This is a genomic window from Flagellimonas beolgyonensis (assembly GCF_003992615.1).
GTDB classification, from domain to species: domain Bacteria; phylum Bacteroidota; class Bacteroidia; order Flavobacteriales; family Flavobacteriaceae; genus Flagellimonas; species Flagellimonas beolgyonensis.
This window is the reverse complement of record NZ_RZMY01000013.1, coordinates 76,567-102,187: the sequence shown is the minus strand read 5'-3', so window position 1 is coordinate 102,187 and position 25,621 is coordinate 76,567. Positions and strand designations below refer to the sequence as shown.

29 protein-coding genes are annotated in these 25,621 nt (G+C 42.8%); 13 read left to right on the top strand and 16 right to left on the bottom strand.

Going from position 1 to position 25,621, the window contains the following annotated elements; genetic code table 11:
• The first annotated feature begins 445 nt into the window (after positions 1 to 445).
• Together EO131_RS07210 and EO131_RS07205 are read left to right on the top strand one after the other, a co-directional pair.
• Complete coding sequence (locus EO131_RS07210; RefSeq protein WP_127020366.1) at positions 446 to 859, top strand: DUF2178 domain-containing protein; 414 nt, start codon at positions 446 to 448, stop codon at positions 857 to 859.
• On the top strand, positions 843 to 1,043 hold the full coding sequence (locus EO131_RS07205; RefSeq protein WP_127020364.1) for a helix-turn-helix transcriptional regulator: 201 nt from the start codon (positions 843 to 845) through the stop codon (positions 1,041 to 1,043). The genes EO131_RS07210 and EO131_RS07205 overlap by 17 nt, the downstream gene beginning before the upstream one ends.
• Positions 1,044 to 1,053: 10 nt before the next feature.
• On the opposite strand, the gene EO131_RS07200 is transcribed toward EO131_RS07205, so the two are convergent.
• A complete protein-coding gene (locus EO131_RS07200) occupies positions 1,054 to 2,289 on the bottom strand; it encodes a glycosyltransferase (protein WP_127020362.1) in 1,236 nt (411 codons plus the stop codon).
• Positions 2,290 to 2,392: 103 nt separating this feature from the next.
• On the bottom strand, positions 2,393 to 3,904 hold the full coding sequence (locus EO131_RS07195; RefSeq protein ID WP_127020360.1) for a DEAD/DEAH box helicase: 1,512 nt from the start codon (positions 3,902 to 3,904) through the stop codon (positions 2,393 to 2,395).
• A 243-nt stretch (positions 3,905 to 4,147) separates the two neighbouring features.
• Here EO131_RS07195 and EO131_RS07190 point away from each other — a divergent pair, with 243 nt between their 5' ends.
• Positions 4,148 to 5,011 carry a sigma-70 family RNA polymerase sigma factor gene (locus EO131_RS07190; RefSeq protein WP_127020358.1) on the top strand — a complete coding sequence of 288 codons (864 nt, stop codon included), beginning with the start codon at positions 4,148 to 4,150 and terminating at the stop codon, positions 5,009 to 5,011.
• A 416-nt stretch (positions 5,012 to 5,427) separates the two neighbouring features.
• Here EO131_RS07190 and EO131_RS07185 read toward each other — a convergent pair whose 3' ends face one another.
• On the bottom strand, positions 5,428 to 5,781 hold the full coding sequence (locus EO131_RS07185) for a hypothetical protein (RefSeq protein WP_127020356.1): 354 nt from the start codon (positions 5,779 to 5,781) through the stop codon (positions 5,428 to 5,430).
• A 13-nt stretch (positions 5,782 to 5,794) separates the two neighbouring features.
• Positions 5,795 to 6,565, bottom strand: coding sequence for a hypothetical protein (locus tag EO131_RS07180; RefSeq protein WP_127020354.1), 771 nt, complete (start codon positions 6,563 to 6,565; stop codon positions 5,795 to 5,797).
• A 124-nt stretch (positions 6,566 to 6,689) separates the two neighbouring features.
• Between EO131_RS07180 and EO131_RS07175 the strand changes: the two genes are divergently transcribed.
• A complete protein-coding gene (locus tag EO131_RS07175) occupies positions 6,690 to 7,973 on the top strand; it encodes a dipeptidase (protein ID WP_127020352.1) in 1,284 nt (427 codons plus the stop codon).
• Here the strand turns inward: EO131_RS07175 and EO131_RS07170 are convergent.
• Positions 7,970 to 8,380 (bottom strand): acyl-CoA thioesterase, encoded by a 411-nt coding sequence (locus tag EO131_RS07170; RefSeq protein WP_127020350.1) that lies wholly within the window; start codon positions 8,378 to 8,380, stop codon positions 7,970 to 7,972. The two genes, EO131_RS07175 and EO131_RS07170, sit on opposite strands and share 4 nt — an antisense overlap.
• A gap of 316 nt (positions 8,381 to 8,696) precedes the next feature.
• Here EO131_RS07170 and EO131_RS07165 point away from each other — a divergent pair, with 316 nt between their 5' ends.
• Positions 8,697 to 9,110: a glyoxalase gene (locus EO131_RS07165; protein ID WP_127020348.1), complete on the top strand. Its 414-nt coding sequence runs from the start codon at positions 8,697 to 8,699 to the stop codon at positions 9,108 to 9,110.
• Here the strand turns inward: EO131_RS07165 and EO131_RS07160 are convergent.
• A complete protein-coding gene (locus EO131_RS07160) occupies positions 9,099 to 9,779 on the bottom strand; it encodes a DUF2461 domain-containing protein (protein WP_127020346.1) in 681 nt (226 codons plus the stop codon). The genes EO131_RS07165 and EO131_RS07160 overlap by 12 nt on opposite strands.
• A gap of 92 nt (positions 9,780 to 9,871) precedes the next feature.
• On the opposite strand from EO131_RS07160, the gene epsC reads away from it, so the two are divergent.
• The 3 genes from epsC to EO131_RS07145 all read left to right on the top strand — a co-directional run bounded on the left by epsC (position 9,872) and on the right by EO131_RS07145 (position 12,173).
• The gene (gene epsC / locus EO131_RS07155; RefSeq protein WP_127020344.1) at positions 9,872 to 10,663 is read left to right on the top strand and encodes a serine O-acetyltransferase EpsC; all 792 of its coding nucleotides are present in this window, start codon (positions 9,872 to 9,874) and stop codon (positions 10,661 to 10,663) included.
• Complete coding sequence (cysM, locus tag EO131_RS07150; protein ID WP_127020342.1) at positions 10,656 to 11,543, top strand: cysteine synthase CysM; 888 nt, start codon at positions 10,656 to 10,658, stop codon at positions 11,541 to 11,543. The genes epsC and cysM overlap by 8 nt, the downstream gene beginning before the upstream one ends.
• Positions 11,544 to 11,690: 147 nt before the next feature.
• Positions 11,691 to 12,173, top strand: a complete 483-nt coding sequence (locus EO131_RS07145) for a hypothetical protein (protein ID WP_127020340.1) — start codon at positions 11,691 to 11,693, stop codon at positions 12,171 to 12,173.
• 3 nt (positions 12,174 to 12,176) lie between these two features.
• Here EO131_RS07145 and EO131_RS07140 read toward each other — a convergent pair whose 3' ends face one another.
• The 4 genes from EO131_RS07140 to EO131_RS07125 all read right to left on the bottom strand — a co-directional run bounded on the left by EO131_RS07140 (position 12,177) and on the right by EO131_RS07125 (position 18,220).
• Entirely contained in the window at positions 12,177 to 13,646 is a 1,470-nt protein-coding gene (locus EO131_RS07140) for a MoxR family ATPase (protein WP_127020338.1), read from the bottom strand.
• Between the two features lie 7 nt (positions 13,647 to 13,653).
• On the bottom strand, positions 13,654 to 14,817 hold the full coding sequence (locus EO131_RS07135; RefSeq protein ID WP_127020336.1) for a vWA domain-containing protein: 1,164 nt from the start codon (positions 14,815 to 14,817) through the stop codon (positions 13,654 to 13,656).
• Positions 14,818 to 14,962: 145 nt separating this feature from the next.
• Positions 14,963 to 15,811 carry a DUF4249 family protein gene (locus tag EO131_RS07130; protein WP_127020334.1) on the bottom strand — a complete coding sequence of 283 codons (849 nt, stop codon included), beginning with the start codon at positions 15,809 to 15,811 and terminating at the stop codon, positions 14,963 to 14,965.
• A gap of 3 nt (positions 15,812 to 15,814) precedes the next feature.
• On the bottom strand, positions 15,815 to 18,220 hold the full coding sequence (locus EO131_RS07125) for a TonB-dependent receptor (protein ID WP_241243807.1): 2,406 nt from the start codon (positions 18,218 to 18,220) through the stop codon (positions 15,815 to 15,817).
• Between the two features lie 204 nt (positions 18,221 to 18,424).
• Between EO131_RS07125 and EO131_RS07120 the strand changes: the two genes are divergently transcribed.
• The 5 genes from EO131_RS07120 to EO131_RS07100 all read left to right on the top strand — a co-directional run bounded on the left by EO131_RS07120 (position 18,425) and on the right by EO131_RS07100 (position 22,195).
• Positions 18,425 to 18,964, top strand: coding sequence for an RNA polymerase sigma factor (locus EO131_RS07120; protein ID WP_127020333.1), 540 nt, complete (start codon positions 18,425 to 18,427; stop codon positions 18,962 to 18,964).
• Complete coding sequence (locus tag EO131_RS07115) at positions 18,964 to 19,503, top strand: hypothetical protein (RefSeq protein ID WP_127020331.1); 540 nt, start codon at positions 18,964 to 18,966, stop codon at positions 19,501 to 19,503. The genes EO131_RS07120 and EO131_RS07115 overlap by 1 nt, the downstream gene beginning before the upstream one ends.
• Complete coding sequence (locus EO131_RS07110; protein ID WP_127020328.1) at positions 19,487 to 20,572, top strand: hypothetical protein; 1,086 nt, start codon at positions 19,487 to 19,489, stop codon at positions 20,570 to 20,572. Before EO131_RS07115 ends, EO131_RS07110 begins: the two co-directional genes overlap by 17 nt.
• Positions 20,573 to 20,644: 72 nt before the next feature.
• The gene (locus tag EO131_RS07105; RefSeq protein ID WP_127020326.1) at positions 20,645 to 21,310 is read left to right on the top strand and encodes a hypothetical protein; all 666 of its coding nucleotides are present in this window, start codon (positions 20,645 to 20,647) and stop codon (positions 21,308 to 21,310) included.
• Positions 21,311 to 21,472: 162 nt separating this feature from the next.
• A complete protein-coding gene (locus tag EO131_RS07100) occupies positions 21,473 to 22,195 on the top strand; it encodes a head GIN domain-containing protein (RefSeq protein WP_127020324.1) in 723 nt (240 codons plus the stop codon).
• Positions 22,196 to 22,233: 38 nt separating this feature from the next.
• Here the strand turns inward: EO131_RS07100 and hisIE are convergent, their stop codons facing one another.
• The 6 genes from hisIE to EO131_RS07070 are packed head-to-tail and all read right to left on the bottom strand — an operon-like array spanning position 22,234 to position 25,620.
• Entirely contained in the window at positions 22,234 to 22,830 is a 597-nt protein-coding gene (gene hisIE / locus EO131_RS07095; protein ID WP_127020322.1) for a bifunctional phosphoribosyl-AMP cyclohydrolase/phosphoribosyl-ATP diphosphatase HisIE, read from the bottom strand.
• Positions 22,831 to 22,833: 3 nt separating this feature from the next.
• Positions 22,834 to 23,589 carry an imidazole glycerol phosphate synthase subunit HisF gene (gene hisF / locus EO131_RS07090; protein WP_127020320.1) on the bottom strand — a complete coding sequence of 252 codons (756 nt, stop codon included), beginning with the start codon at positions 23,587 to 23,589 and terminating at the stop codon, positions 22,834 to 22,836.
• Positions 23,590 to 23,636: 47 nt separating this feature from the next.
• The gene (locus EO131_RS07085; RefSeq protein ID WP_127020318.1) at positions 23,637 to 23,915 is read right to left on the bottom strand and encodes a GIY-YIG nuclease family protein; all 279 of its coding nucleotides are present in this window, start codon (positions 23,913 to 23,915) and stop codon (positions 23,637 to 23,639) included.
• A gap of 34 nt (positions 23,916 to 23,949) precedes the next feature.
• Complete coding sequence (locus EO131_RS07080; RefSeq protein WP_127020316.1) at positions 23,950 to 24,465, bottom strand: DinB family protein; 516 nt, start codon at positions 24,463 to 24,465, stop codon at positions 23,950 to 23,952.
• Entirely contained in the window at positions 24,458 to 25,201 is a 744-nt protein-coding gene (hisA, locus tag EO131_RS07075) for a 1-(5-phosphoribosyl)-5-[(5-phosphoribosylamino)methylideneamino]imidazole-4-carboxamide isomerase (RefSeq protein ID WP_127020314.1), read from the bottom strand. Before hisA ends, EO131_RS07080 begins: the two co-directional genes overlap by 8 nt.
• Complete coding sequence (locus EO131_RS07070; RefSeq protein WP_127020312.1) at positions 25,198 to 25,620, bottom strand: GNAT family N-acetyltransferase; 423 nt, start codon at positions 25,618 to 25,620, stop codon at positions 25,198 to 25,200. Before EO131_RS07070 ends, hisA begins: the two co-directional genes overlap by 4 nt.
• Position 25,621 lies beyond the last annotated feature (1 nt).

Genomic DNA, 25,621 nt, shown 5'->3' with positions numbered 1-25,621 from the left:
TTCATAAAACAAGAAGATGGATGCCATATCGTGCTTCGACTACCTGCCCGTCCAGTGGGTTCTGGACATGACAATTCGTTTGATTCGTGCAATTCGTGTCCAATATGTCATTTCGAAATGAGGCGCATGGTGCCGATTGAGAAATCTCTTTTTTCAAATTTCTCACACTCTCTACATTCGGTTCGAAATGACAGTTGTACGAAGTCCAAGAGAATGTTGTTCTGTCATTCCCGCCAAAGAATAAGATTATGGATTCCGCATCGTACTTCGACTTCCTGCCCGTCTGGTAGGCGGGCGCTCAGGGAACTGATCTGAGTGACACTTCGTGCCTAAGTGGTTAGTACCGCAAAATCTTACACTTCAATATTTTAACGTAAAAGTGGCTTTTTTAATGTGAAATATTTCTATCTTTATGTTAGAAATAATTAACATTAAATATAAAATCATGAAATCAACAAAAACCGCACTGATCCTTGTTTTGGTAGGTGCAGTCATGTTTTCGGGAGGTTTATGGCTTTACTCCACAGGTAAAAGCCTAGGATTGTTGGAAATCGGCACCGCCATACTTGTTTTGATCGTGGTGCTTTTAAGTCTGTTTGTTGGGCTAAAACGCATAAAAGATGAAAAAAAAGGCCTACCCGTAGATGATGAATTGAGTCTTCGGATCAAACAAAAAGCGGGTGCCAGTGCCTTTTCGGTGTCGTTCATTCTTTGGCCCATTATTTTGATCTTCACCATGGACTCTGATCTGGATGTCCGAATTCCGATTGAAATCGGGATTCTGGCCATGGGATTGATCTTCATCGGATTTTGGATCTATTATTCAAGAATGGGTTTGAAGGATGAAAACCAGAATTAAAGAGTTGCGCGCCAAGCATAACCTGACCCAAGAGGATTTGGCCAAAAAGGTGAATGTGCGGCGCGAAACCATTGTATTTTTGGAGAAAGGCAAATACAACCCGTCATTGCAATTGGCGTATGATGTGTCCAAAGTGTTCGATTTGAGGATTGAGGAGGTGTTTGTTTTTGAAGATTCCAACTGAAGTCGGGCAGCTATGGTTTTTTATTCTTGGCCTCAATCCATTTGGCCATATACTTAGTACTGGTCAAGGTTTGATGTTGCAGCAATCGCCCCATGAAGTTTTCGGTTCGATGAGCATCAAGATTGTCCATCAAATATTTCAACCGCTCTCCCAACTTTTTTTGATGGGTGACTTTGTCAAAGTGTTCATTGAAGGTTCTGATGCCCTCAGCATGGGCTCGTTCCCATAGTTTTTGGTCGGTGTAAAATTGTACGGCGGCATGGGCAAAATCTGCCCAATTATCGGCTACCCTACCACCCCAGTTTTTATCATTGAACATGCCTTCTGCCCCTATTTTAGTAGTCACAGATGGAGTGCCGTTTCGCAAGGCATCCAATAATTTACCCTTGATTCCGGCTCCAAAACGAAGGGGTGCCAACAGCACTCTCGCGCTTCGAAGGATATCGGAAATATCTTCGGCCCATCCATGGACCAAAAATCCGGTATTTGGGTCGTTCCATTCGTATACGTGCTGCGGTAAGTAGGCTCCATACACATGCAGTTGGGCTTTGGGCAACTGCTGTCGAACTTGGGGCCAAATGTTGGTTTTCAAAACACGAAGTGCATCCACATTGGGAGCATGTTTTCCATTGCCCAAAGTCACAAAATCGATTCGTGTATTAAAGTCGGGCCATATAGCTTTTTCTTTTGTTGAAATAGCATCAAAAAACAAGGGCAGGTGCAGTAAAAACTGGTCAGGTATGCCCAATTCCTTCAGAAGTACCTCTTCAAAGCTGGAGACCATCAAAGTCAGGTCACTCCGATAGATACTGGCCACCTCGCGCAGTGTCATTGGATGGTTCTTCCAGCCGTTCAGTGTGAAATCGACCTCCTTGTTCAAGGCTTCTTCCCTAGCCTTCCGCAGCGCGTGCAAATCTTCGGTATTGAGAACACGAATGGCCTGTGGGGCAAATTCGGCTACCCGCCAACCAAACTGTTCTTCTACCATAAAGCGATCGAAAACCACCACATCGGGCTGCAATGCCTGTACAAAAGTGTCAAAACTGGGATTGTTGAGTTCGATGGTTGCCTCCTCAATGCCTAGTTGCTCCAAATCCATGCTGTATTCTGTCTTGGTAGCGGTGGAAGCAAATGTAATCTGATAACCAAAGGTTTTAAAGGTTTCCAACAATTGTTGCATGCGGCTGCCGGCAGCCGTGGTCGATGGTTCGGGCCATACAAAACCGATAACAAAGAGCTTTTTCATGCAGTTGGGCAAAGGGTCAGAGGTGAATGCTAAAAGTACGAAGTTGTAGGTACAAAGTTGAAGGTATGAAGTTTTAGAGCCGAGAATCCAATATTCATGCAAGCTACATTCGGGCCGCAAACATTTTGGAAATACTGGAGCGCAATTTACGCTCGTAGTCTTCCTCCAACCATTCCTTGTAGTTTTTGGTGTTATTCATAATACAGTAAGAATACTGCTTCACCCGATAGGCGATTTCATCCTTCAGTTCCTTGGCCAAGATTCGGGCATCGAACACATCTTCGCTGTTTTCCACACAGATTTGGGCATGTTGCTCAATACTGCGCTCCAAAACCAACTTGGATTTCTTTCCTTCAGCAAAGACTTTCTTGTATTCTTCCTTGATATCAAACGTGATGTTTTCCGACTTGCTGAACTTGGCTTTGAGTTCATCCGGCATTTCGTAGACAAAATCACGCTCGATTTCTTCATCATTTTTAATGTTCTCCAAGTAGAAATCGGGGAAATGGAAGATTTCCTGCCAATCGATGGGTGCATCCCAAGGTCCAAATCGGGCAATGTTGTTTCCCATATCGATGACATTAAACTCATCTTTGTCGGGCAAAATCCGAGAGCCCCGTCCGATCATCTGAAAATACAGTGTGAGCGATCGTGTGGCCCGGTTCAATATGATGGATTTCACGGTGGGTTCATCAAAACCAGTGGTCAGGATACTTACCGAAGTAAGGATGGCATCGGGAGTCTCGGCAAACCATTCCAGGATTTCCTTTCGCTCGTTGGCCGTGTTCTTATTATCGAGGTGGCGAATATTGTACCCGGCCTTTTTAAAGGTTTCGTACACATAGAGCGAGGTGTTGATACCGTTGTTGAAAATTAGGGTCTTGGTACCCTTTGCGATTTCTTCGTAGGCGGTCAATAATTTGCCCAACATGCTATGGTTGCCATAGAATTCATCCGAAGATTTTACGGTATAGTCGCCATGGATGCCCAGTTTTAACGTCTTTAGGCTAACATCGTAATTGTACAGGTTGGCCTTGGCCAAGAACTCCTTTTCAATCAATGATTTTATGGATTCCCCAATGATCAAATGCTTGTAATGGTCCTTCATGGGGAGCTTGATGTTGGAGCTCAGGGGTGTCGCGGTAACGCCCAGGATGGTCGCCTCATCAAAATATTTGAACAGCTTTCGGAAGGAGTTGTAGTGGGCTTCATCGATGATGACCAGACCGATGTTCTTGATGTCCACCTTTTCTTCCTGAAGTCGGTTGTTCAAGGTTTCCACCATGGCCACAAAGCACATGTAATCGTCTTGATCGTACAGTTCCTTTACCTCACTATTGATGATTTTGTTGGCCACACCAAATCCATGCAGCATTTGTGAGGTCTGCTTGCTCAATTCGATGCGGTGGGTAAGCACAATGACTTTTTTACCGGTATTTTGGATATACCTGCGCGTAATTTCGGAGAACACTACGGTTTTACCACCACCAGTGGGCAATTGGTAGAGAATATTGGTGCCCTCGGGTAGTTCTTCCAAATGCTTGAAGATCTTACGTAGATCTTCTTGCTGGTAGTCGTATAGTGTTTTTTTATGTACTGTTTTATTTACCTCCAAGAATCAATGGCTTAAGCGTTCCAAATTCAAAAACCCTACAAAATTAGGAGATTTTTGTCGGCGCTGGAAACGCCAATGTTGGAATTCTATCAATATTCTATCAACAATTGAAACTTTAACCTTTTTTAAGATAAATCCGGTACAAGCTCATAAGATTTGGATAAGAATAACATTTTGTGCTTGGAAAATCGGGTATAAAAACGTATAATATAAGCTTAAATCACTTTCAAATCCAAAGCAAGAATGAGGCAACTTAAAATCATTAAACAGGTAACCAACCGAGAATCCAAATCCCTAGACAAGTACCTACAAGACATCAGTAAAATTGATTTGATCACTGCGCAGGAAGAAGTGGAATTGGCACAACGGATTAGGGAGGGTGACCAAGTTGCCTTGGAAAAATTGACCAATGCCAACCTCCGTTTTGTGGTTTCTGTTGCCAAACAATACCAAAACCAAGGGTTGAAACTGCCCGATCTGATCAACGAAGGAAATGTGGGATTGGTAAAAGCGGCCAAACGATTTGATGAGACCCGTGGATTTAAATTTATTTCCTATGCCGTTTGGTGGATCCGGCAATCCATTCTTCAGGCCTTGGCCGAACAAAGCCGTGTGGTGCGACTGCCACTGAACAAGATCGGCTCAATCAATAAAATCAAGAAAACCTTCAGTTATTTGGAACAGGCCCATGAGCGTCCACCATCTGCGGAAGAAATTGCAAAGGAATTGGACATGACCGTTTCCGAAGTAAAGCAATCCCTTCGAAATTCGGGTCGCCATGTGTCCATGGATGCCCCACTAAAGGAAGGCGAAACTTCCAATTTGTATGATGTGTTACGTGCGGGCGATTCCCCAAAACCGGACCGTGGCTTGATGCACCAATCCCTGAATACGGAAATCAATCGTGCACTGGACACTTTATCACCACGTGAAGCGGATGTGGTCCGTTTGTATTATGGCATCGGGAATCAACCGTCAATGACCTTGGAAGAAATTGGCAGCACTTTCGATCTTACCCGGGAACGAGTTCGACAAATTCGGGAAAAGGCCATTCGAAAATTGCGACATACTTCAAAGAGTAAAATTCTGAAGTCCTATTTGGGCTAGTGAAAGATTTCGATATAAAATAGAAAAGGGGATGCACAACGCATCCCCTTTTCCATGATATTCACTTAAACAACTTATGGGTGACTCAATAGATTAATATCAAAATCTGTGAGGATACTATTCAAATCCTGGATAAAATTCAGATAAGCTGTGTTGTCGTGATTATAATTTTTCATGGCTTCAGAATTTGGGGTTTTGTGTCTTATAAATAATCAAGCTCGGCCAGTTCGTTAACGGTCAAAATTTCGTTCAACTCCTGTAAAAATGCCAAGTATTCTTCTCCGTAGGTGTCGTATAACATTTTAATATCGGGGTTTATTATTTGGGTCTAACCTATTAACGTGAATCTATATCAAAGATTATTCGGGTACAATATTTTGTGGTGAATTTGGCATATTTGGTTGTGTAATTGCCATTTATTCCATGGTCATGATATCCAAGGTCACTCCAAATTCCAAGTCCGGATCCACCTTGCTTGGGCGTATATTGAACTCGTCATAAATAAAGCACAGGTTCATGGGCAATCTTCTTCGTTCGCTTTCCGATATAAGGCCCAGTTTATCCTGAAGCTTGCTTTTTATTTCAAAAGCCTTGTTACTGATTTTAGCATTTTCATGTGTTTCCAGTTCCGCTAAAAAAGGTAACTCTTTCCGGTCCCCTACCTCCAGCATTTGATCCATCAACATAAGTTTGCATTCCAGATCTTTCGCATGTTTGAACAACGGGTAAAAAATACTCTGCAGGTATGCGGGCAATTCCTTGGTCGCCATAGTTCGGTTTTATTTACATGGTTCTGAACAGTTCCATTTCAAAATCCACCTGCTCCTGCACCATGGGGTATTCCATTACAAATTGTTCGTACAGGAAAGCCAGATGTTTGGCATCTTGTTCGGTCTTGCTCATCAAGGCCATTTGGTTGACAATATCGGTAAGTTCATGTGCCTTCATCATTTTTAGATTGGGCACAATTTTTTGACAAGCTTGTTCCAAGTTGACGAAATCCTCGTTCATCAAATGTACTTTGGCACTGCCTATAAATTCCAACACATTGTGCTTGAACATCCGCACCAGTTCTTCCATGAGCTCCATTTGGCCCATGCAATCCTCCAATACGGGTTTTAAATTGATCTTGTGGGCAGCAAAGCCCGAATCCAAACTTTTTTCTATGGTCTGAAAACTGATCGGCATATTTTCCGGGGTATTTGATTCTGTTTCAAAAAGCTCTTGAGTAAGTTGTTGTAAGGCTTTTACAATGGCATATTGTTTTTGGGTCAAAGGGGTTTGTTCCAATGCAGCGATCAATTTTTGCATTTGGTTGGCTTCCTTTCTGTCCAAGCACTTTTTGCTTGAACCTGCTATGCCCACTTTTTGGTAAATGGTTTCGAGTTGTTTCATTTCGGAAACCCCAAAAACCTTGTCTTCCAGTCCGTGTTTAAAGATTTCAAAGGATTTTTTGAGTTCTCCGGCCTCAACAATGCCCAATTCTTCATATGAGAATGAGCTGAGTCCGATTTCCAATTTTTCCAGATATAAGAGTAATTCGCGTGTTCCCAATGGTTTGATTACTATGAATGTTTACCCTAAAATGTGGAATCCCTTGAGGGCTGGCAATTTAATGTTCCGTAGGATTCGGATTTTGTTGTCAAATTGCGTTATTTGTAGGTGTAAAAAACCAACCATGAAACAATTCTACCTTTTATTGAGCACTATCGCACTGATTTCCTGTGCAGAGAAACAACCTAAAGCCACTGAAAACTTGGAAGAAAAAGCCCGTCGCATTCACGATGCGGTGATCACCATTGACACCCACGACGACATCAATGTCAAAAATTTTACAGACAGTATCAACTATACCCAAAACCTGGATACCCAGGTCAATTTGCCCAAAATGAGGGAGGGTGGATTGGATGTGGCTTGGCTGATTGTGTATACCGGTCAAGACACGTTGAGTACCGATGGATATGCCAAAGCTTCCGACAACGCTATGTCCAAATTCGAGGCCATTCACAAATTGTGTGAAGAAATAGCTCCCGACCAAATTGAATTGGCCCTTACCTCGGCGGATGTACGCCGAATTGTGGACTCTGGAAAAAAAGTGGCCATGATCGGGGTGGAAAATGCCTATCCCATTGGTGAGGATCTTTCTAAAATCGAGGAATACCAAAAACTTGGTGCCCGATATATTTCTCTTGCACACAACGGACACAGTCAGTTCAGTGATTCCAATACCGGTGAGCAGGATAGCGTTTGGCTACACAATGGATTGAGTGACCTGGGCAAACAGGCTGTTGCTGAAATGAACCGCGTGGGCATCATGATCGATGTCTCCCACCCTTCCAAGGAAGCCATGAAACAGATGATCGAGCTTACCAAAGCGCCCATTATCGCCTCCCACTCTTCAGCTCGAGCGTTGTGCAACCATAGTAGGAACTTGGATGACGAGCAATTGCTCCTCATGAAAGAAAATGGTGGTGTGGTGCAGACCGTGGCCTTCAGCTCCTATTTGAATACGGAAAAACATGAAGCGCGCGCCGACTACATGAAACAAGTGTACCAAAAAGTGGCTGATTCCCTGGGCGTTGATTGGTACGAACGTTCCCAATTCGCCACACTGAGCAAAGAACAAAGGGACGCCTTTTTTGAATACTACCCCAAAGTGGTAAATATCGCCAAGGAACTGGCCGAAAAGGACCCTAATATTCCCCCTGCTGTAAATGTGTCCGATTTTGTGGACCACATTGATTACATGGTGAAACTCATCGGTATTGATCACGTGGGCATCAGCTCCGATTTTGATGGAGGTGGTGGCATAGAAGGTTGGTCCGATGCCTCTGAAACCTTCAATGTGACCTTGGAACTGGTAAAACGAGGGTATACCGAAGAGGAAATCGCCAAATTGTGGGGCGGAAATCTCTTGCGTGTATTGGACGAGGTTCAGGCCGTTGCCCAAACCATGAACTAAACGGCTTCCTCCTTTTCCTTCTTGGCCAAACGATCTTTTACGTATTCGATCTTGGTCTTGCCATGGGGCTTAGGATTGCCTTGATCATCCAGATTTACCATAATGATATTGTCCACGGTAACGATACTTTCGTGGGTCATTTTATTTCGAACCTCACAGTTGAGGGAAATGGAGGTGACCCCGAATTTGATCACATCGATACCAATTTCAATGATGTCACCATCCACTGCGGTGCTCATAAAATTGATTTCGGACATATATTTGGTAACTACTTTCTTGTTTTCCAACTGAATGATGCTATATAGCACCGCCTCTTCATCTATCCAGGCCAGGACCTTCCCGCCAAACAGTGTTCCATTGGCGTTCAAATCTTCGGGTTTTACCCATTTTCGTGTATGAAATCGCATATTGAAACTAATTAATTATTGCCGCAAAGTTAGGTTGATCTCACATTGCTTGTTCATCCTAAACCCTACTAATTTTATATAATTATCAATTTGAAATAATTCGGTTTCCCGTAATAGCAAGTACGCAATTTTAGGGCTTTTGGATTTTTAATTCCTTGAAAATAAGGCGTTGTCCTTGATAAGCAGGCTTGTAATGGATGATCGGACAAAAAATGATCGCATTGTGGCATGGGATGTTCATAACATCGTTGACAACTAATGGGGATTTAAAAACGGACAGATTGATCATTATGTAATTTTAATAAAACTAAAAGCCATGGATTCACGATCCAAGAGTCTTTTGGACATTCGTCCAGAAATTCCACAAGCACATTTTAATAGCCAAATGAGTTTTGATGAGCGGTTTCAAAACCGAACATTACGACCCGTGATCAAGCTTCAAAACTTTCTGCTCGTAGAAGCATTCAAGAATTATGTGAACAAACACAAGGGTGTTTTTCATGATCTTTCCTTGGAGAAAAAGCTACAATATATTGAGCGTGCCATCCAAAAGGACATCAAATTCCGAAATTCATTGAAAGGGATGGTCATTGGGCAATTTACCGTAGAGGAGTACACAGATTACATATCCAATTCATCAGCATTGAACAAGCGGATGATGAACATGGTGGTCGAACGCTTGAAAGATCAGGTCCAACTATTGGACCATGAGGCACTTTTACAAGAGTGATTCCCCGTTCAAATTGGTGGTAAGCACGTCGCTCATCAAATCAAAATAAGGGCGTATGGCTCGATAAGACCGGTCGACTTCTCCTAAAAATTGTGGGGATAACACTTCTTGATCGGCAAAGTTGCGTACAAAAATGTACTGTTTGTGTTTGATCAAATCGATATCGGGGTGTTCTTTATCAAATCCTTTCGGTGCCGTTTTCACCGTTTCACCCTTTAATTCTCCCCAAACCGCTTTAAAGTCCGGATTACCGATAACCTGCCTAAACTCAGAGGCGTCCATTTCCAATTCCTTGCGGATGCGAAAAAGATCTTCCTTGTTCGGCGCCCAAAAACCGGTGGCCAAAAAGGATTCCCCCGGCTTTAAGTGCATATAGTACCCACCTCTCAAATGGGCTCCCAAACGAGAAAATGAACCTGCAAAATGGGATTTATACGGGGTTTTATCCTTGGAAAAGCGCACATCACGATAAATACGGAACATTTTCATTTTTTCGATGTCATCGTGATGGTTCAGGTTATCTTTTACAGCTTCAAAAAAAGACTTGACAGTCTTTTCATGGGATTTAAATTCCGACTTGTGTTCTTCGAACCAATCCCTATTATTGTTCTTTTCGAGTTGTTTTAAAAAATCAAATGCAGGTTTCGAAATCGTACTATTGGTCGCCATATATCGATGATATGTTATTTTTAAACTAAAGTTACCGTTTTATCCCTGCCTATGGTAAGGAATTGCATAATTTTAGGACAATAGTGCATATTATGGACAAAGAAAAAATCATAGCCGAACTGAACAGGCATAAAAAATTGCCCTATCTCGATTTTAGGCTCAAACAGGAAACCGAAGATTTTACCGATACCCTTTTTTACACTCTTTTTGATGCGAATACGCCTGTAGCGGTGAATTTGGAATTGCTGGAAAAGCAGTTCAACCGCTTGATGGATATGGCTTGTTTGGAGTTGGAACGACCCAGCAACGAGTTATGGGACAACTATGTTTCCCATTTGCCGGAAATTTTGGAAAAATTGAACCTGGATGCCGAAGCTATCCTGAACTGTGACCCTGCTTCCTTGTCTATCCAGGAAATTTATATGGCTTATCCAGGTTTTTATGCCATTTCCATATATCGATTGGCCCACGAACTTTACAAACAAAATGTGCCCTTGGTACCCCGATTGATGACGGAGTATGCACACAGACAGACTGGTGTGGACATCAATCCCGGAGCCCAGATCGGGAAATCGTTTTTTATTGATCACGCCACTGGAGTTGTGATTGGGGAAACGGCCATTATTCACGATAATGTAAAAATTTATCAAGGAGTCACCTTGGGAGCTTTGTATGTGGCCAAAAATTTGGAGAAGACCAAAAGACACCCAACCATTATGAGCAATGTAACCATTTATGCCAACGCAACTATCTTGGGAGGCAATACCGTTGTGGGCGAAAATTCAATAATTGGGGGTAATGCATGGGTCACAGCCTCAGTCCCACCAAATTCAACCGTTTTTCATACCCCTGAAATCAAAATTAAGACAGCGCCAAATGTCTAAAAGTATACTCGATCTTATTGGAAACACACCTTTGGTGGAATCCAAGGTATTGAACACCAATCCCAATGTAAAAGTGCTATTTAAACTGGAAGGCAATAATCCAGGTGGAAGTGTTAAGGACCGCCCAGCCTACAACATGATCAAAAGTGGGTTGGAACGGGGCGATTTTACGAAATCCTCGAAGTTGATTGAGGCCACAAGCGGCAACACGGGTATTGGATTGGCGATGGTAGCCAGTCTTTTCGGTTTGGACATCGAATTGGTAATGCCGGAAAACTCTACCAAGGAACGGGTACAGACCATGCGTGCCTATGGTGCTAAAGTTACCTTGACTCCAGCCGATGTGGGCATAGAAGGTGCTCGAGATTACGCGGAGTCCAAAGTGAAGGATGAAGGGTACATTATGATGAACCAATTCGCCAATGATGACAATTGGAAGGCCCATTACAAAACCACGGGACCAGAAATTTGGCGCGACACGAATGGTGAAATCACCCATTTTGTATCGAGTATGGGCACCACAGGAACCATTATGGGGACTTCTACCTTTTTGAAGGAACAAAGTACAAATGTCCAAATTGTGGGAGTGCAACCTACCGATAACTCCAAGATACCGGGCATACGCAAATGGCCACAGGAATACTTGCCCAAGATTTTCAATCCAAGTAAAGTGGATGTGGTAATGGAAGTAAGCGAATTGGAGGCTATCGAAATGGCCAAAAGGCTAGCCAAGGAAGAAGGGATTTTTGCTGGGATGAGTAGCGGAGGTGCCGCTACCGTGGCATTGCGTCTTGCGGAGACCTTAGAAAGTGGAACCATTGTATCCATTGTCTGCGACCGTGGCGATCGTTATTTATCCTCCGATCTTTTTGAGGGATAACATCCTTTTTTCGCATCATAAAATCGTAGCTAGATATCAGATTTTTCTGATTATCCAACATTGATTACGGTTTGTCGATTTGATTTAAATATTAATTTCCAAACTGCGTTCTTTGAATTGAATTTAATTCCCAAATCTTGATTCAACATGAACGTAATTACCAAAATCTTCAATTGGAAAGTAACCCTTCTTAGCAGTGCTATAATTTTAATACTATTGGTCGTTTTGGATTTCTATGGTGTGTATACCAATAGTTTTTATATTCTAAAACCCGACAATTATATCTTTCCGTTGTTAAGTACCGTTCATTTTGTATACTTATATGTGGTTTGGTTCAAAATTCGGGAGTATGAACTGCCGGATCCCAAAATGAGAAACATAGAATTTACGCTGTACGCCATACTTCTAGTCTATTTTTACAAGATTTATGACAGTTACCAGATTTTGATTTCTGTATCAGACTATGATGAACATGTTATTCCGGTTACATTTCAACCTATGGCCATCCTAACCCTGGTGCTGTACGGCCTTTTGCCCCTATTGACATTTTATACTTTTTGGCTTCGTAGAAAATATATTGGGGCTTATAATTTTGAAAATTATAACGACAATCTCAATATTTGGCAATAATCGTTATAGTCCTCGAATGTAGCTTCCGTACAGGTCTTTGAACTGAAACCCTTGCACGAAACGGTGCTTGCTCAATTTTTTGTGCGCGACCAATCCCCAAAGCAATAGTTCTTTCAAGAAATAAGAATCTTCTTTGGAAATTTCAGGTTGATGCGTCTTGATAAGTTGGTTCAATGGGCCCACGGCATCCAATTTAGATCTGTAATCAGCATCGGAATCATCATCCAAAAGATCAAAGCCTTCCCCTTCAAAAAACCAAAGCACCAATTCATCGTAATCGGTTTCCTCCTCCTTACGTTGCAATTTTTCAATTTTGGGGAAGAATTTTGGAAATATGGATTTCACGGCATCCTCGATCAAGGTTTCCGCTACAAATCCAGCTCCCTCCTGCTCACCTTCATATACCAATTCAATTTTTCCGGTGATGGATGGGATCACGCCCATAAAATCACTCAATCGAACCGATGTTTCCGAATCTCCACTTAATATGGCCCTTCGTTCGGCCGTACTCAATAAGTTTTCGAAGGCAGTGATGCTCATACGGGCACTTACACCACTTTTGGCATCCACATATTCACTTTTGCGTGCTTCAAAACTGATTTGTTCCAACAGGTCCATGGCCAGTTCTGGCACATAAATATGCTCGGATTGCCTATTGTCCAAACGGGCTTCTTGCTTGGTTATCTTCTTCGCAATATCGATGCTTTCCGGATAGTGGGTCAAGATCTGCGAACCGATACGATCCTTCAAAGGGGTTACAATACTGCCTCGATTGGTGTAATCTTCGGGATTGGCCGTGAACACAAACTGAATGTCCAAAGGCAATCGTATTTTAAACCCTCGAATTTGTATATCACCCTCTTGCAGTATGTTGAACAATGCCACTTGAATTCTTGCTTGAAGGTCTGGCAGCTCATTGATTACGAAAATGCATCGGTTGGCCCTTGGAATCATACCGAAATGAATCACGCGATCATCAGCGTAAGATAGTTTAAGGTTGGCTGCTTTAATCGGGTCCACATCGCCTATCAAATCGGCAACGGTAACATCGGGTGTGGCCAGTTTTTCGAAGAACCGTTCATCTCGATGTATCCAGGTAATGGGTGTGTCATTGCCTTTTTCCTTGATAAGCTCCATGGCGTATCTGGACATCGGACACATTGGATCGTCGTGGATTTCCGAACCGGCCACAATCGGCATCCATTCATCCAACAGTTGTACCATCAAACGGGCCAAGCGGGTCTTGGCTTGTCCGCGAAGCCCCAATAAATTGATGTTGTGTCTTGAAAGAATGGCGCGTTCCAATTCTGGGATCACCGAATTTTCATAGCCCCAAACACCTTTGAACACTTCTTCTTTATTTCGAATTTTTTCCAATAAGTTGTCACGAAGCTCATCCTTGATGCTTTTACTCTTATAGCCTGCATTCTTGAGCTCGCCCAGTGTTTTTATTTTGATGTGGTCCAATTTCATGAGGTTATTATCCTTTGATTCTTCTTTTTCTGTTTTGTTCGTAATCTTCAAAAATCATTTCGCCCAATCCCTTTAGCCCAGTGTAAAAGGCTTTCCCCTTGTTCGCTTTGGTAAATTCCCGTACAAATTGCATTAAATAAGGGTCCTCAGCAATCATAAAGGTGGTAATGGGTATGTGCAGCTTTCTGGCCTGCTGTGCCATAGTGTAGCATTTTTCCACGATATAATCGTCCAGGCCAACACTGTTCTTGTAGTAATCGCCATTGGGCAAACGGATACACGAAGGTTTGCCGTCGGTGATCATAAAAATCTGTTTATTGGTGTTCCGCTTACGTCGAAGCATGTCCATGGCCAGTTGAAGTCCAGCAACCGTATTGGTGTGGTACGGCCCCACTTTTAAATAGGGCAATTCCTTGATGGCAATGGGCCAAGCATCGTTCCCAAATACCAAAATGTCCAGGGTGTCCTTCGGGTACCGGGTGGTGATGAGCTCAGCGAGGGCCATGGCCACTTTTTTGGCGGGTGTAATGCGGTCCTCCCCATATAAGATCATACTGTGACTGATGTCAATCATCAATACCGTACTCATCTGCGCCTTGTATTGGGTATCCTCAACGACCAAATCTTCCTCATTCAGGGAAAAACTGTCGAGACCATGGTTTACTTGGGCATTTTTAAGACTCTCGGTCACGGAGATATGTTCCAAGGAATCCCCAAAACGATATTCACGAAACTCCCCGGTATGTTCATCTCCCCTCCCCGATTTACCTGTTCGGTGGTTTCCGGACCCACTGCGCTTGATTTTGCCAAAAATTTGGTCCAACGCTCGCTGTCGCAGTACTCGCTCCAATTTGGCCGTGATGGATAAGTTGCCACCGCCACCGTTTTCATCGCCTTCTTCAGCTTCACCGCCTTGCTGCCCATCCATGTCAAATTCTTCACGGATATAACCTTTGGCCTTTAGGTCTTCAATAAAATCATCAATGGTGTAGTCCTCATCAGTGAGGTCATATTCCTGATCCAATTGACGTAGCCAATCCAAAGCTTCTTCCACATCACCTGAAGTATGCGTGATGAGTTCTTGAAAAATCTCAAAGAGTTTTTCGAACGGGGTTTGATCAGGAGCTTCGTAATTGGTGAAACGAAACCCTTTTCTTGTGTTCATAGCCATTACATAAAATTACGGCATTTCCATGTAATGACGATTGCTTTAGAAAAAACTTAACGCTCTTGTTCAACAACAAAATGGAAACTGTTGATAAAGAAAAAGTGCCGGGCCCTAGAAACCCGACACTCTGGCATTCAACCAACCTAAACTAATCTTCCACAAAAGTGTAACTGGTCCGAACAAACTCTGTCAACCTAAAATAGCCAAAGGCATAGTTTTCAGGATTTGTCTCATTGATGCAATTCCCTTTTACCGCCACTGGGGTTGTTTCAAAAAGTCCTACACCTCCCAGCTGTGCCGTCAAAATTTTCATATAGTCGTAGTAGGCTCCTGAAATACCATACATTTCAATGGTAACAATATCACCAGGTGCGAAAGGAGTAATGTTCTCCTCTTCGTTTTCCTCAATTTCGTACCACCAGTCAAGCTCGTTCCCGTTCACAAATTCATCCTCGCCCACTTCTAAATCTGGTAGCAAGTCTCCATCCCGTTGAAACTTAAAAAGGTAATTGTTTCCTTCCTCGATGGGGTCGGTGAATACCACATGAACTTCAAGTGCATCGGTGTCGAACCCTTCTTCACGGGCTTGAAATACATCGGTGATGTTGGTAACACCCGTCATGGTTTCAGTAGCAGTATAGATTTCCCCATTATACTCAATTCGAAGTGAATAGCTTTGCCCTAACACAGGGTTGAACGTTGTGGTGCGATATTCTCCATTGCCTTGATCGGCAAAATCGAAGGTTTCGTTGTTTGTAAGATTCGTGACCGCTACATTGGCACCGGTCACAGCTGAGATGGTATTGGTATCAAAAAATGGGGTGGACTCGCTCAATTTTATGGTCTGTACATTTCCCATGGTACCTTTTTCCCAGTCCAAAGAGGCTTCTACCACCAAGCGTTTGGGACCTTCTTGGACTTCAACGTCCACTACATCCTCGCAAGAGGCGAAAATTATTATAATGATCAGTGCTAAGAGTTCTTTCAATGTTTTCATGGTCTAGAATTTAAAGTTGTAGGTTAATGAGGGAACTATGCCAAAAATGGCAGTTCTTGTGGCTTCATTGGCTCCTGTTTCCAAATTTTGTCCAAAGGAGATGGAGGCAGCGTTCTTTCTGTGATACAAGTTGTAGATGCTGAGTACCCACTCCCCTTTAAAGCGTTTGTTCTGATATTTTCTGGGCTTGTAATTCACGGAAACGTCCATTCGATGATAGGCTGGCAAACGATCTGAATTTCTATCAGCATAGCTGGCAATGGACAATCCTTCGTATCGATACTGTCCATTGGGATACGTCACCGGTCTGCCGGTTTGAAAGACCAAATTGGTACCAAAACTCCATTGATCGTCCAAACGATAAGCTCCCGAAACGGAGATGTCATGGGTCCTATCAAAAAACGCATTGTACCATTCCCCATTGTTGATGCCGGGGCCTCCAGCATAGCCACCAAGAGTCCTTTGTTCGGATTTTGAGAGTGTATAAGCAATCCAACCTGTTAGGTTACCCTCATTTTTCCGAAGTAATAATTCCAAACCATAGGCACGCATTTCACCATTCAAGATTTCGGTCTCAATGGAATTTTGCCCTACCAGTTCCGCCCCATCTATGTAGTCTATTCGATTATCCACGGTTTTGTAGTAGGCTTCCATTTCCAAGGAATAGATCTTATTCGAAAAATTACGGAAGTAACCCAACGCATACTGGTTCGACAGTTGGGGTTTAATAAACGGACCACTGGGGGTCCAAACATCCAATGGGGTTACCGATGAAGTATTGGACAACAAATGGATGTACTGGGCTGTTCGTGAAAAACCTGCTTTAATGGATGCATCATCGTTCAACAGATACGCAAGGGAAACACGAGGCTCCAAATTATCGAAGTTTTCAATGGCATCACCCTTTGCATAATTGGTTTCGCCTATGACCTCTCCCCGTTCATAAATGCCTAATTGCGGATTGTACACTACAGGTTGTTCGTTTATATATTGGTTAATGGGTTGCCCACCCAGTCTAGAGAAGGTGCTAAATCGAAGACCATATTGTGCTGTCAACCTTGGGCTCAATTTATGCTCTGCATTTAGATAAAAACCACTTTCAAAGGCTCGCTTTTGGTCCAGCTTCAATGCATTTACAGGGGATGTGTCAGCTGTTGGGGTTACTTCTCCCGGGTCAAAATCATAAAAAATACCATTGGCGCCAAAATCCAATTTGAAGGCATCGCTCAAATAGTATTTAAAGTCATACTTAAGATTGTAGTTGGTAATGGAGGATACCCACACAAACTCCTCTTGGGCAAATTCCAAATCGTAATCGTATCGACTTAAAATTGCCGAAAGGTTCGAAAACAGGCGGTCGTAAAAAATATGGTTCCAACGTAGGTTGCCTGAGGCATTTCCGTAACTGCTGTCAAAAGCATTACCCAGTTTAAAGGCATCCCGCCCAAAATAGCCACTGAGAAAAAGCTTATTATTAGGGTCTATGCTGTAGTTGGTCTTTAGGTTTAGGTCGTAAAAGCTGACACTGTTATCTTCCCCGGCAGCTTTCAGTAACAGGTCCACATAGGAACGGCGACCTGCCACCAAGAAAGAGCCCTTATCACCAAACATGGGGCCTTCCGCAGTCAGTCGGCTGGAGATGATGCCGATACCCCCATTCAGTTCAAAGTTTTTACTGTTCCCATCTTTTTGCCGAATGTCCAATACCGAGGAGACCCGACCGCCAAATCGTGCGGGGATGCCTCCTTTGTACAGTTTTACATCCTTGATGGCATCTGCATTGAATACGGAAAAGAAACCGAACATATGGGAGGTGTTATAGATAATGGCCTCATCCAGCAATACAAGATTCTGGTCCTGTGCGCCACCCCGCACATGGAAACCTCCGCTACCTTCCCCATTGTTGGTGACACCGGGCAGCATTTGAAGGGATTTTAATATGTCCAGTTCTCCAAGTACTACGGGCATTTGCTTCACGGTCCCAATATTCATTTTCACAACGCTCATTTCGGGCTTTCGCAAGATGGCACGTTCGGGTTCGTCCGCAGTGACCACTACTTCATCCAGTTCTGTTGAAAATTCTGAAATTTCCACATCGTGTTTCAAGTCGCTGTCCAAATTAATTTTGAGGTTAACATCCGTGTAGCCCATGTACGAAATACTGAGCACGTACTCGCCTTCCGGGGCGGTGATGGAATAAAAGCCGTATTCGTTGGTGACGCCGCCCATAGTTGTTCCCGTTAAAAGTACCGAGGCTCCGAAAAGGGTTTCCCCATTGCTCTTATCGGTAATGGTCCCACTAATGGTGTGACTGGTCTGACCCATGGCCAGAATGCAGCCCATAAAGAAAAACCACAGCAACCAAACGGTACTTTTGATTGCTGGGTTCAACGGTGATTTTCTGTTCATTTTTTGATGCTTTGATGGTTGTACTTAAAATTTTCACCATCATAGACAGGCCAAAATTTGAAGGGTTGCATATACCCGCTTTTTTAAAGAAACTTTCCTTCCTATTTTTTCGAAACCACATTTTTTGCAATTTTTTTTCTTGAAGGTGCAACCCTTTACTTTTGCATTTGTCTTTAGCAACAGCAAAGGCATCAACCTAAACCAGTGGAAACCGACATCCGTTTTACGCACAAAGCCATCGTGGAGCAATGCAAGGCCGGCAATGCCAGTTCGCAGTACGAACTGTATTCCCGCTATGTGGATGCCATGTTCAATGTGGGATTACGGTTTTTGGGGAATACGGAAGATGCCGAAGACATTGTGCAGGACAGCTTTGTGGATGCATTTAAGAACTTGAACGACTTTAAGTATGAAAGTAGTTTCGGGGCTTGGTTGAAACGGATTGTCATCAATAAAAGCATCAACCATTTGAAGGCCAAACGCATACCTGTGGTGCCCATGGAGCCCCATGAGTTTCATTTGGCCGATGAAGAACCACCGGAAGCTGAGGCTACGGACATCGAAAAGGTAAAAAGGGGCATTGCCCTATTACCGGACGGTTACCGACAGATCATCAATCTGTATTTGATTGAAGGATATGATCATGTGGAAATTGGGGAAATCTTGGAAATTTCAACCAGTACTTCAAAATCCCAGTATCATAGAGCAAAGAAAAAGTTATTGGAAATTATAGATGGAATGTAATGGACAATTTTGAAAAACATATTCGGGAAAATGCCACCAAATTTGACACCCACAAGGCAGACCGAGCCAAAATGTGGGCAAATATCTCGGCAGAGATTCAAAAGAAAGAACCCAAGGTGATTCCACTTTGGAAAAGACCGATGTTGCGCATAGCCGCTTCTGTTGTGTTGGTATTGGGAATTAGCGCAATCATTGGATTGTATCAATTCGGTGCCAGCTCGGCAGATACCCAATATGCCTCCAAAGAATTGTTGGAGATAGATATGTATTACCAAGACCTTGTTTCCTACCAAGTCCAATTGGTAAAGAACAACCCGAACATTACGGAAGAGAACAAGGAGGAGTTTCTGTCCTTCATGGATGATCTGGATGCGGAATACGACGTTCTTCGAAAAGAAATGAGAAAGAACCTGGACAATGAGCGGGTGTTGGAAGCGATTATAGCCAATTATAAAAAACGTATTGAGCTCATTGAGAATTTGTTACATCAGTTAAATGAATCAAAAAAACCGAACGATGATTATGGATACACATTATAGAAAAATTCTGTGGATGGCGTTGGTGCTGTTTTCGGTGTATGTGGGTACGGCCCAGGAGCGCGTATCAAAGACTTTGGAAAAAACCTTTCCCTTAACAAATGCCGGGGAGCTTCAGTTGGAGAACAAGTATGGGAAAATTACACTCAAGGGCTGGAATCAGCAAAAAGTTGTGGTTACTATGACCGTGACTGTAAACCATCGAAAAAAGGAGAATGCGAAGGATTTATTGGAGCGCATCAACCCAAAAATTAAATCGAGCATTGGATTTATCTCGATTGTCTCCGAAATCGACAATAAAAATACAGGTTGGTTTGCCGATTTTTTCAACCGGGCCAACCCCATTGATTTTGACCGAAGCCATGTACAGATAGATTACGAGGTGTACCTGCCCCAAAAAGCGGAGCTGAAGGTCACCAATCGATTTGGAGACGTTATTGTGGAAAACTGGAACGGCCCTCTTAGTACATTGATTGAGCATGGGGATTTGTGGATCGGTGAAAATTTAGACAGGGCCAACATCATTCTCAAGTTTGGAAAATTGCGCGCCAAGGATTTGAAATATGCCGACTTGACCTTGAAAAATGGGGAATTGGATATGGAAAATTCTGAAAACCTTCGTTTAAACAGCAATGGTACCGATGTAAGAATCAATTTGGCCAGTACCTTGGAAATCTATTCCAACAAGGACAATATATCCCTGAACGAGGCAGGCTCCATTTACGGAAATCTTGAGTTCACTACACTGAGATTGGAACGTTTGAACGGAGATGCGGACTTGAACATGAAGATTGCGGATTTCCGGATAGAACAGATTTTAAATCCTGACTCCAAAATAGCCATAGAGCAAGAATCGTCGGATATCACGCTCTCGGTCACCCATTTTTCACATCGTTTTAATGCCACATTGGAGCAAGGTGTGGTACGGCTTTCCAAATCGTTCGAAAACGTAAACTCAGATATGTTGGACAAGGGAAGTAGACTCCGAAAAATCGAGGCGACCTACGGCAAGGATAAAAAAGGAAGCATTTCCATCAACGGCATAAAGGGTATTGTAACATTGAACGATTAAAATCTACTAGTAGATGCAACCCTTTGACAAATGCATTGTCATTATAAAGAATTCAATCAAAAACCTAACAAAATGAACAATCAAAAAACGACTTTACTTTTCTTTTTCCTATTCATGGGTCTTTTGTCCTTTTCCCAAGAAGACAATGATCAGTACATCACTTTCAATGACCGCAAAAATGTGGTCCACGGGGTCTACCTTGGGCTTTCAACCTACTTTGGAGAGATTGAGGGTGAAGACACCTATATCGGAGGGTTAAAGGTTGCGTATGTGGCCAACAGACAGTTTGAAGTCGGCTTTATGGCCAATATCCTTTATTCCGAGCAAAATATTTTCAACCCAAGAACGAGCAACAGGGATGATATTGTGGCCATCTATGGTGGACTGCATTTGGAACCTATTTTGTTTGGCAAAAAGAGGGTAAGCCTATCCTTTCCGATATTGATCGGTGGTGGCGGTGTGGGGTATGTGGACCATCAAGCGGTGATAAATGATGAAAATGTGGATTTGAATGATGATGACATCGACGCCATTTTTGTTTTGGAACCAGGCATGAACGTGTTGTTCAATATTTCTAGGCACGTTCAATTGGAGGCGGGTATGCGGTATAGATTTTCGAGCAAAATAGATTTGGCTCAAAGCCCAGTGGACAGAATCAACGGATTTTCCGCGGGTATAGGGGTGAAACTCGGCGTTTTCAATATGGGAAGGAATCGGTACAAAAAACAATTGGACTGATGAAAAGGAACGCCAAAAAACAAGAGCCGATTGAAATTCAATTGGTGTATACCCATAATAATCAAGTTTTTACAAAAAACGAAGAGGAATGGTTGCCGGTTCCATTTAAATGGGTTCCAATTCCAACCAGGTAACATCTCAATCAATCAAAAAACAATCATCATGAAAAAACAAGCTATTATTTTTTCACTGGCTACGCTATTTACATTTTTAACCTCCTGTGATTATGATACCATCCAAGCCGAAGGGGAAGTAACCTCCAAACAGCACGACATCACAGGCTATAGTGAGTTAAGAGTTTCAGATACTTTTAAGGTCCATGTTATTTTTTCAGATACCGAAGAAGGTGTCCGAATTGAGGCAAACAACAATCTACATGACAAGATTGTGGTGGAAAAGGATGGGCATCAGTTGATTATTCGGTTAAAAAACAGAACCTCGGTTAAAGGCAACGCCACCTTGAATGCCTATGTGACCACTCAAAACCTTTCTACCCTTTTTGTTAGTGGTGCATCCGAGCTTACGTTGGATGATGCATGGGTTATCCAAAATGGTAGCATCCATGTATCAGGGGCTTCCCATGTTTATGGAGAGGTAGATGTAGATGCGTTGCATACTGTTATTGATGGTGCTTCCACTTTGGACCTTTATGGAAATGTTTCATCCTTGGATGCCAAACTATATGGCAGCAGTGAAATGCGGGATTATGATCTTCACATTTTCGATTTGAACATGGAACTTGCGGGAGCCAGTGTTGCTTTTCTATCCGTGGATGAAACTATAGATGTAAGCGCCTCCGGTGCAAGTACCCTTAACTACAAGGGAACTGCGGTCATCACAAGAAGTGAATTGTCAGGTTCATCCAAAGTGATACACAAGAATTAATGAGGTTGGAATAAAAAAGGGCTCTTTTGGAGCCCTTTTTAGTGTCTAGACTCTAATATTTGTACCACATCCCTTAATTCAAATCCCTTGGCTTGTAGCAAAATTAAGTAATGAAACAATAAATCGGCACTTTCGTTCAGGAAAAGTTCCTCGTTATCGTCCTTTGCCTCAATCACGGTCTCTACTGCTTCTTCCCCAACTTTTTGCGCAATTTTGTTGATGCCTTTTCGGAAGAGGGAAGCCACATAACTATCCGGATTTTGTGGATCATTTTTTCTGGAAGTGATAATGTCCTCCAACTGGGAAAGGAAGCCATACCCTTGAACATTCTCCTCTGCCCAGCAGGTATCCGTTCCCTTGTGGCAGGTAGGACCAACAGGATGCACTTGTATCAAAAGGGTATCATTGTCACAATCGGATTGCAGGTCTACCAAGTTCAAAAAATTACCACTTTCCTCCCCTTTGGTCCAAAGTCGTTGTTTGGTTCTACTGTAAAAGGTGACTTTTTTGGTCTTTTGGGTCACCTCAAGGGCTTCTTGGTTCATATAACCCAGCATCAGAACATTTTTGGTGTTTGCATCTTGGATGATGGCCGGTACCAATCCATCCGAGTTTTTGGTAAAGTCTATTTCCATATCTTATAATCTTACCGGGATGCCTTCTCCCTTCAATTCTTCTTTTAGTGTGTTGATTTCAATTTCCTTAAAATGAAAAACGCTGGCAGCCAAGGCGGCATCTGCTTTTCCATCTTTAAAGGTATCGGTGAAATGGGAAATGGTCCCAGCGCCACCCGATGCAATAATGGGAATATTGACCAAATCGGATAACTGCGCCAATGCCTGGTTGGCAAATCCGTTTTTGGTGCCATCATGATCCATGGAGGTGAACAAAATTTCTCCTGCACCGCGCTCTTCAACTTCCTTTGCCCATTCAAAAAGGTCTAGTTCGGTCGGCACCTTCCCTCCCACCAGATGCACTTTCCATCGTCCATCAATCTGTTTGGCGTCAATGGCGACGACAATGCATTGTGACCCAAACTTAGCGACCAATTCGTTGATCAATTCCGGTCTTTTTACAGCCGAAGAGTTGATGGACACCTTGTCTGCCCCATTTTTGAGCAAAATATCCACATCTTCCACGGAAGAAATACCACCTCCCACCGTAAATGGGATATTAATGGTTTCCGCCACATGGTAGACCAGTTCTGCTAAGGTCTTACGTTTTTCTTCCGTGGCTGAAATATCCAAAAACACCAACTCATCGGCACCTTCCTTGGCGTAAATGGCAGCCAATTCCACCGGGTCACCGGCATCCCGTAGGTCCACAAAGTTGATTCCTTTTACGGTCCTGCCGTTTTTAATGTCGAGGCAGGGTATGATTCGTTTTGTCAGCATAGGTAATACTTGTCACCCTGAACTTGTTTCAGGGTCTCATTTGTTTATCAGTAGTCCAAAGTTTCAAGCTTCGGATTTTTCTCTTTTATCAAATTGATTTTCCAATCATGGTGCCAATTTTTCAATTGCTTTTCTCTTGCAATGGCTTGATTTATTTCAGAAAACTCTTCGAAATAAACCAAATCTGTAAGATTGTATTTTTCAGTAAAGTTAGACCCTTTTCCTTCCGTATGTTCCAAAATGCGATTGGACAAATCAGAAGTAACCCCAATATAAAAGGTTGTTCTGTATTGGCTGGTCATGATATAAACAAAACTTTGTTTCATTTTGATGTGATTCCGAAACAAGTTCGGAATGACGCTATTCGTTCTTCAAATTCAGGTCCATACCACTGTAAAATCCAAGATCGGTATTCTTCAACAACTTCGTCCATAAGGCAATTTGCCCTGTATGGTAGGACAAATGTTCTGTTACGTGTACAATGTTCCCAACACCGGAAAAATGAAACCCCTGTACGGAACGTTTCCGCAACAATTCACTTAAGGGCGCATCGTAAAAGGCCCGTTTGGCTTCCGCGATGGCGACTGATAATTTTGTAATCAGTTCTTCCTTCGTATAGCCTGAACTCGCCGAGAACTCCTCATCCCGGTTTCGGTTGTCTTCTTCATTTTTGATGGAGGCAATGCCGTATTGGGTGATATTACCACACAAATGCAATATCAAATTGCCGATACTGTTACTGGATTCGTTGGGTTTTTGCCAAATGGCTTCTTCGGACAATAGGTCCAAACAAATTTTGATTTGTCGAAGGCTTTCGTCCATACGATAACCTACGTTCCAAATGAGCTCTTCCTGAAGTTGTTGATCCCTATCCATTGTCCAGAATATATTTTTCCAGTTGTTGTAAACTGATCTTATTTTCATAAATGGCCTTGCCGATAATGGTCCCCTCGCAGCCCAAATCTGCCAACCTGGGGAGTTCATCAAATGTTGAAATGCCACCGCTGGCAATTAAATGAATGCCTGGGTTTCCATTAACTTGGGTGTTGTCCAATATCCTTTTGTACAAATCGAATGAAGGCCCCTGCAACATACCATCCTTGCTGATGTCCGTGCAAATAATATACTGAATTCCTTCCTTTTGATAACCTTTAATGAATGGTATCAATTCCTGTTCCGATTCTTCTTGCCATCCAGAAACAGCTACTTTTTCATTATTGGCATCGGCACCTAAAATAATTTTTTCCGGCCCGTAGGTTTCCAACCAACCTAAAAATGTTTCTGTATCCTTCACAGCAATGCTTCCGCCAGTAATTTGGTGGGCACCGCTTTCAAAGGCAATATGAAGGTCTTTATCGGTTTTGAGACCGCCACCGAAATCAATTTTCAAGTTGGTTTTGGTTGCAATGGTCTCCAAGACTTTATGGTTTACAATGTGCTTGGATTTTGCACCATCCAAATCCACCAAATGAAGGTGTTGAATGCCGTGGGCTTCAAATTTTTGGGCGACTTCCAAAGGATTTTCGTTATAGATCTTTTTGGTCCCATAATCCCCTTTGGACAACCGCACGCATTTACCTTCAATAATATCTATGGCTGGTATCAATCTCATGTCAAATCGTATTTAACCCTATCTATGGACATCCACATTTCTGAATCGCCCACTCTTTTGAACCCGAAACCTTCGTAAAAACTGTGGGCATCCATTGTTTTTAAGGCCACAGTGTTCACTTGTTTTACATCGGGACGGTCCAAAATGTACTGTATTATTTTCTTGCCCAACCCTTTTCCTTTATGTGGATCGAACACGATCACATCCATCAAATAGGCAAATGTGAGACCGTCGGTAATCATTCTTGCATAGGCAATTTGCTCCCCATTTTCTGCATACATGCCAAAACAAATGCTCTTTTCAATGGTGGTCAAGGTTTGTTCCCACGTTCTATTCGTTCCCCAATACACAGAGGTCACTTCTTGATGTATTTTACGTACATTCAACCTCGACTTATCTTCTGAAATAATGAATTCCATA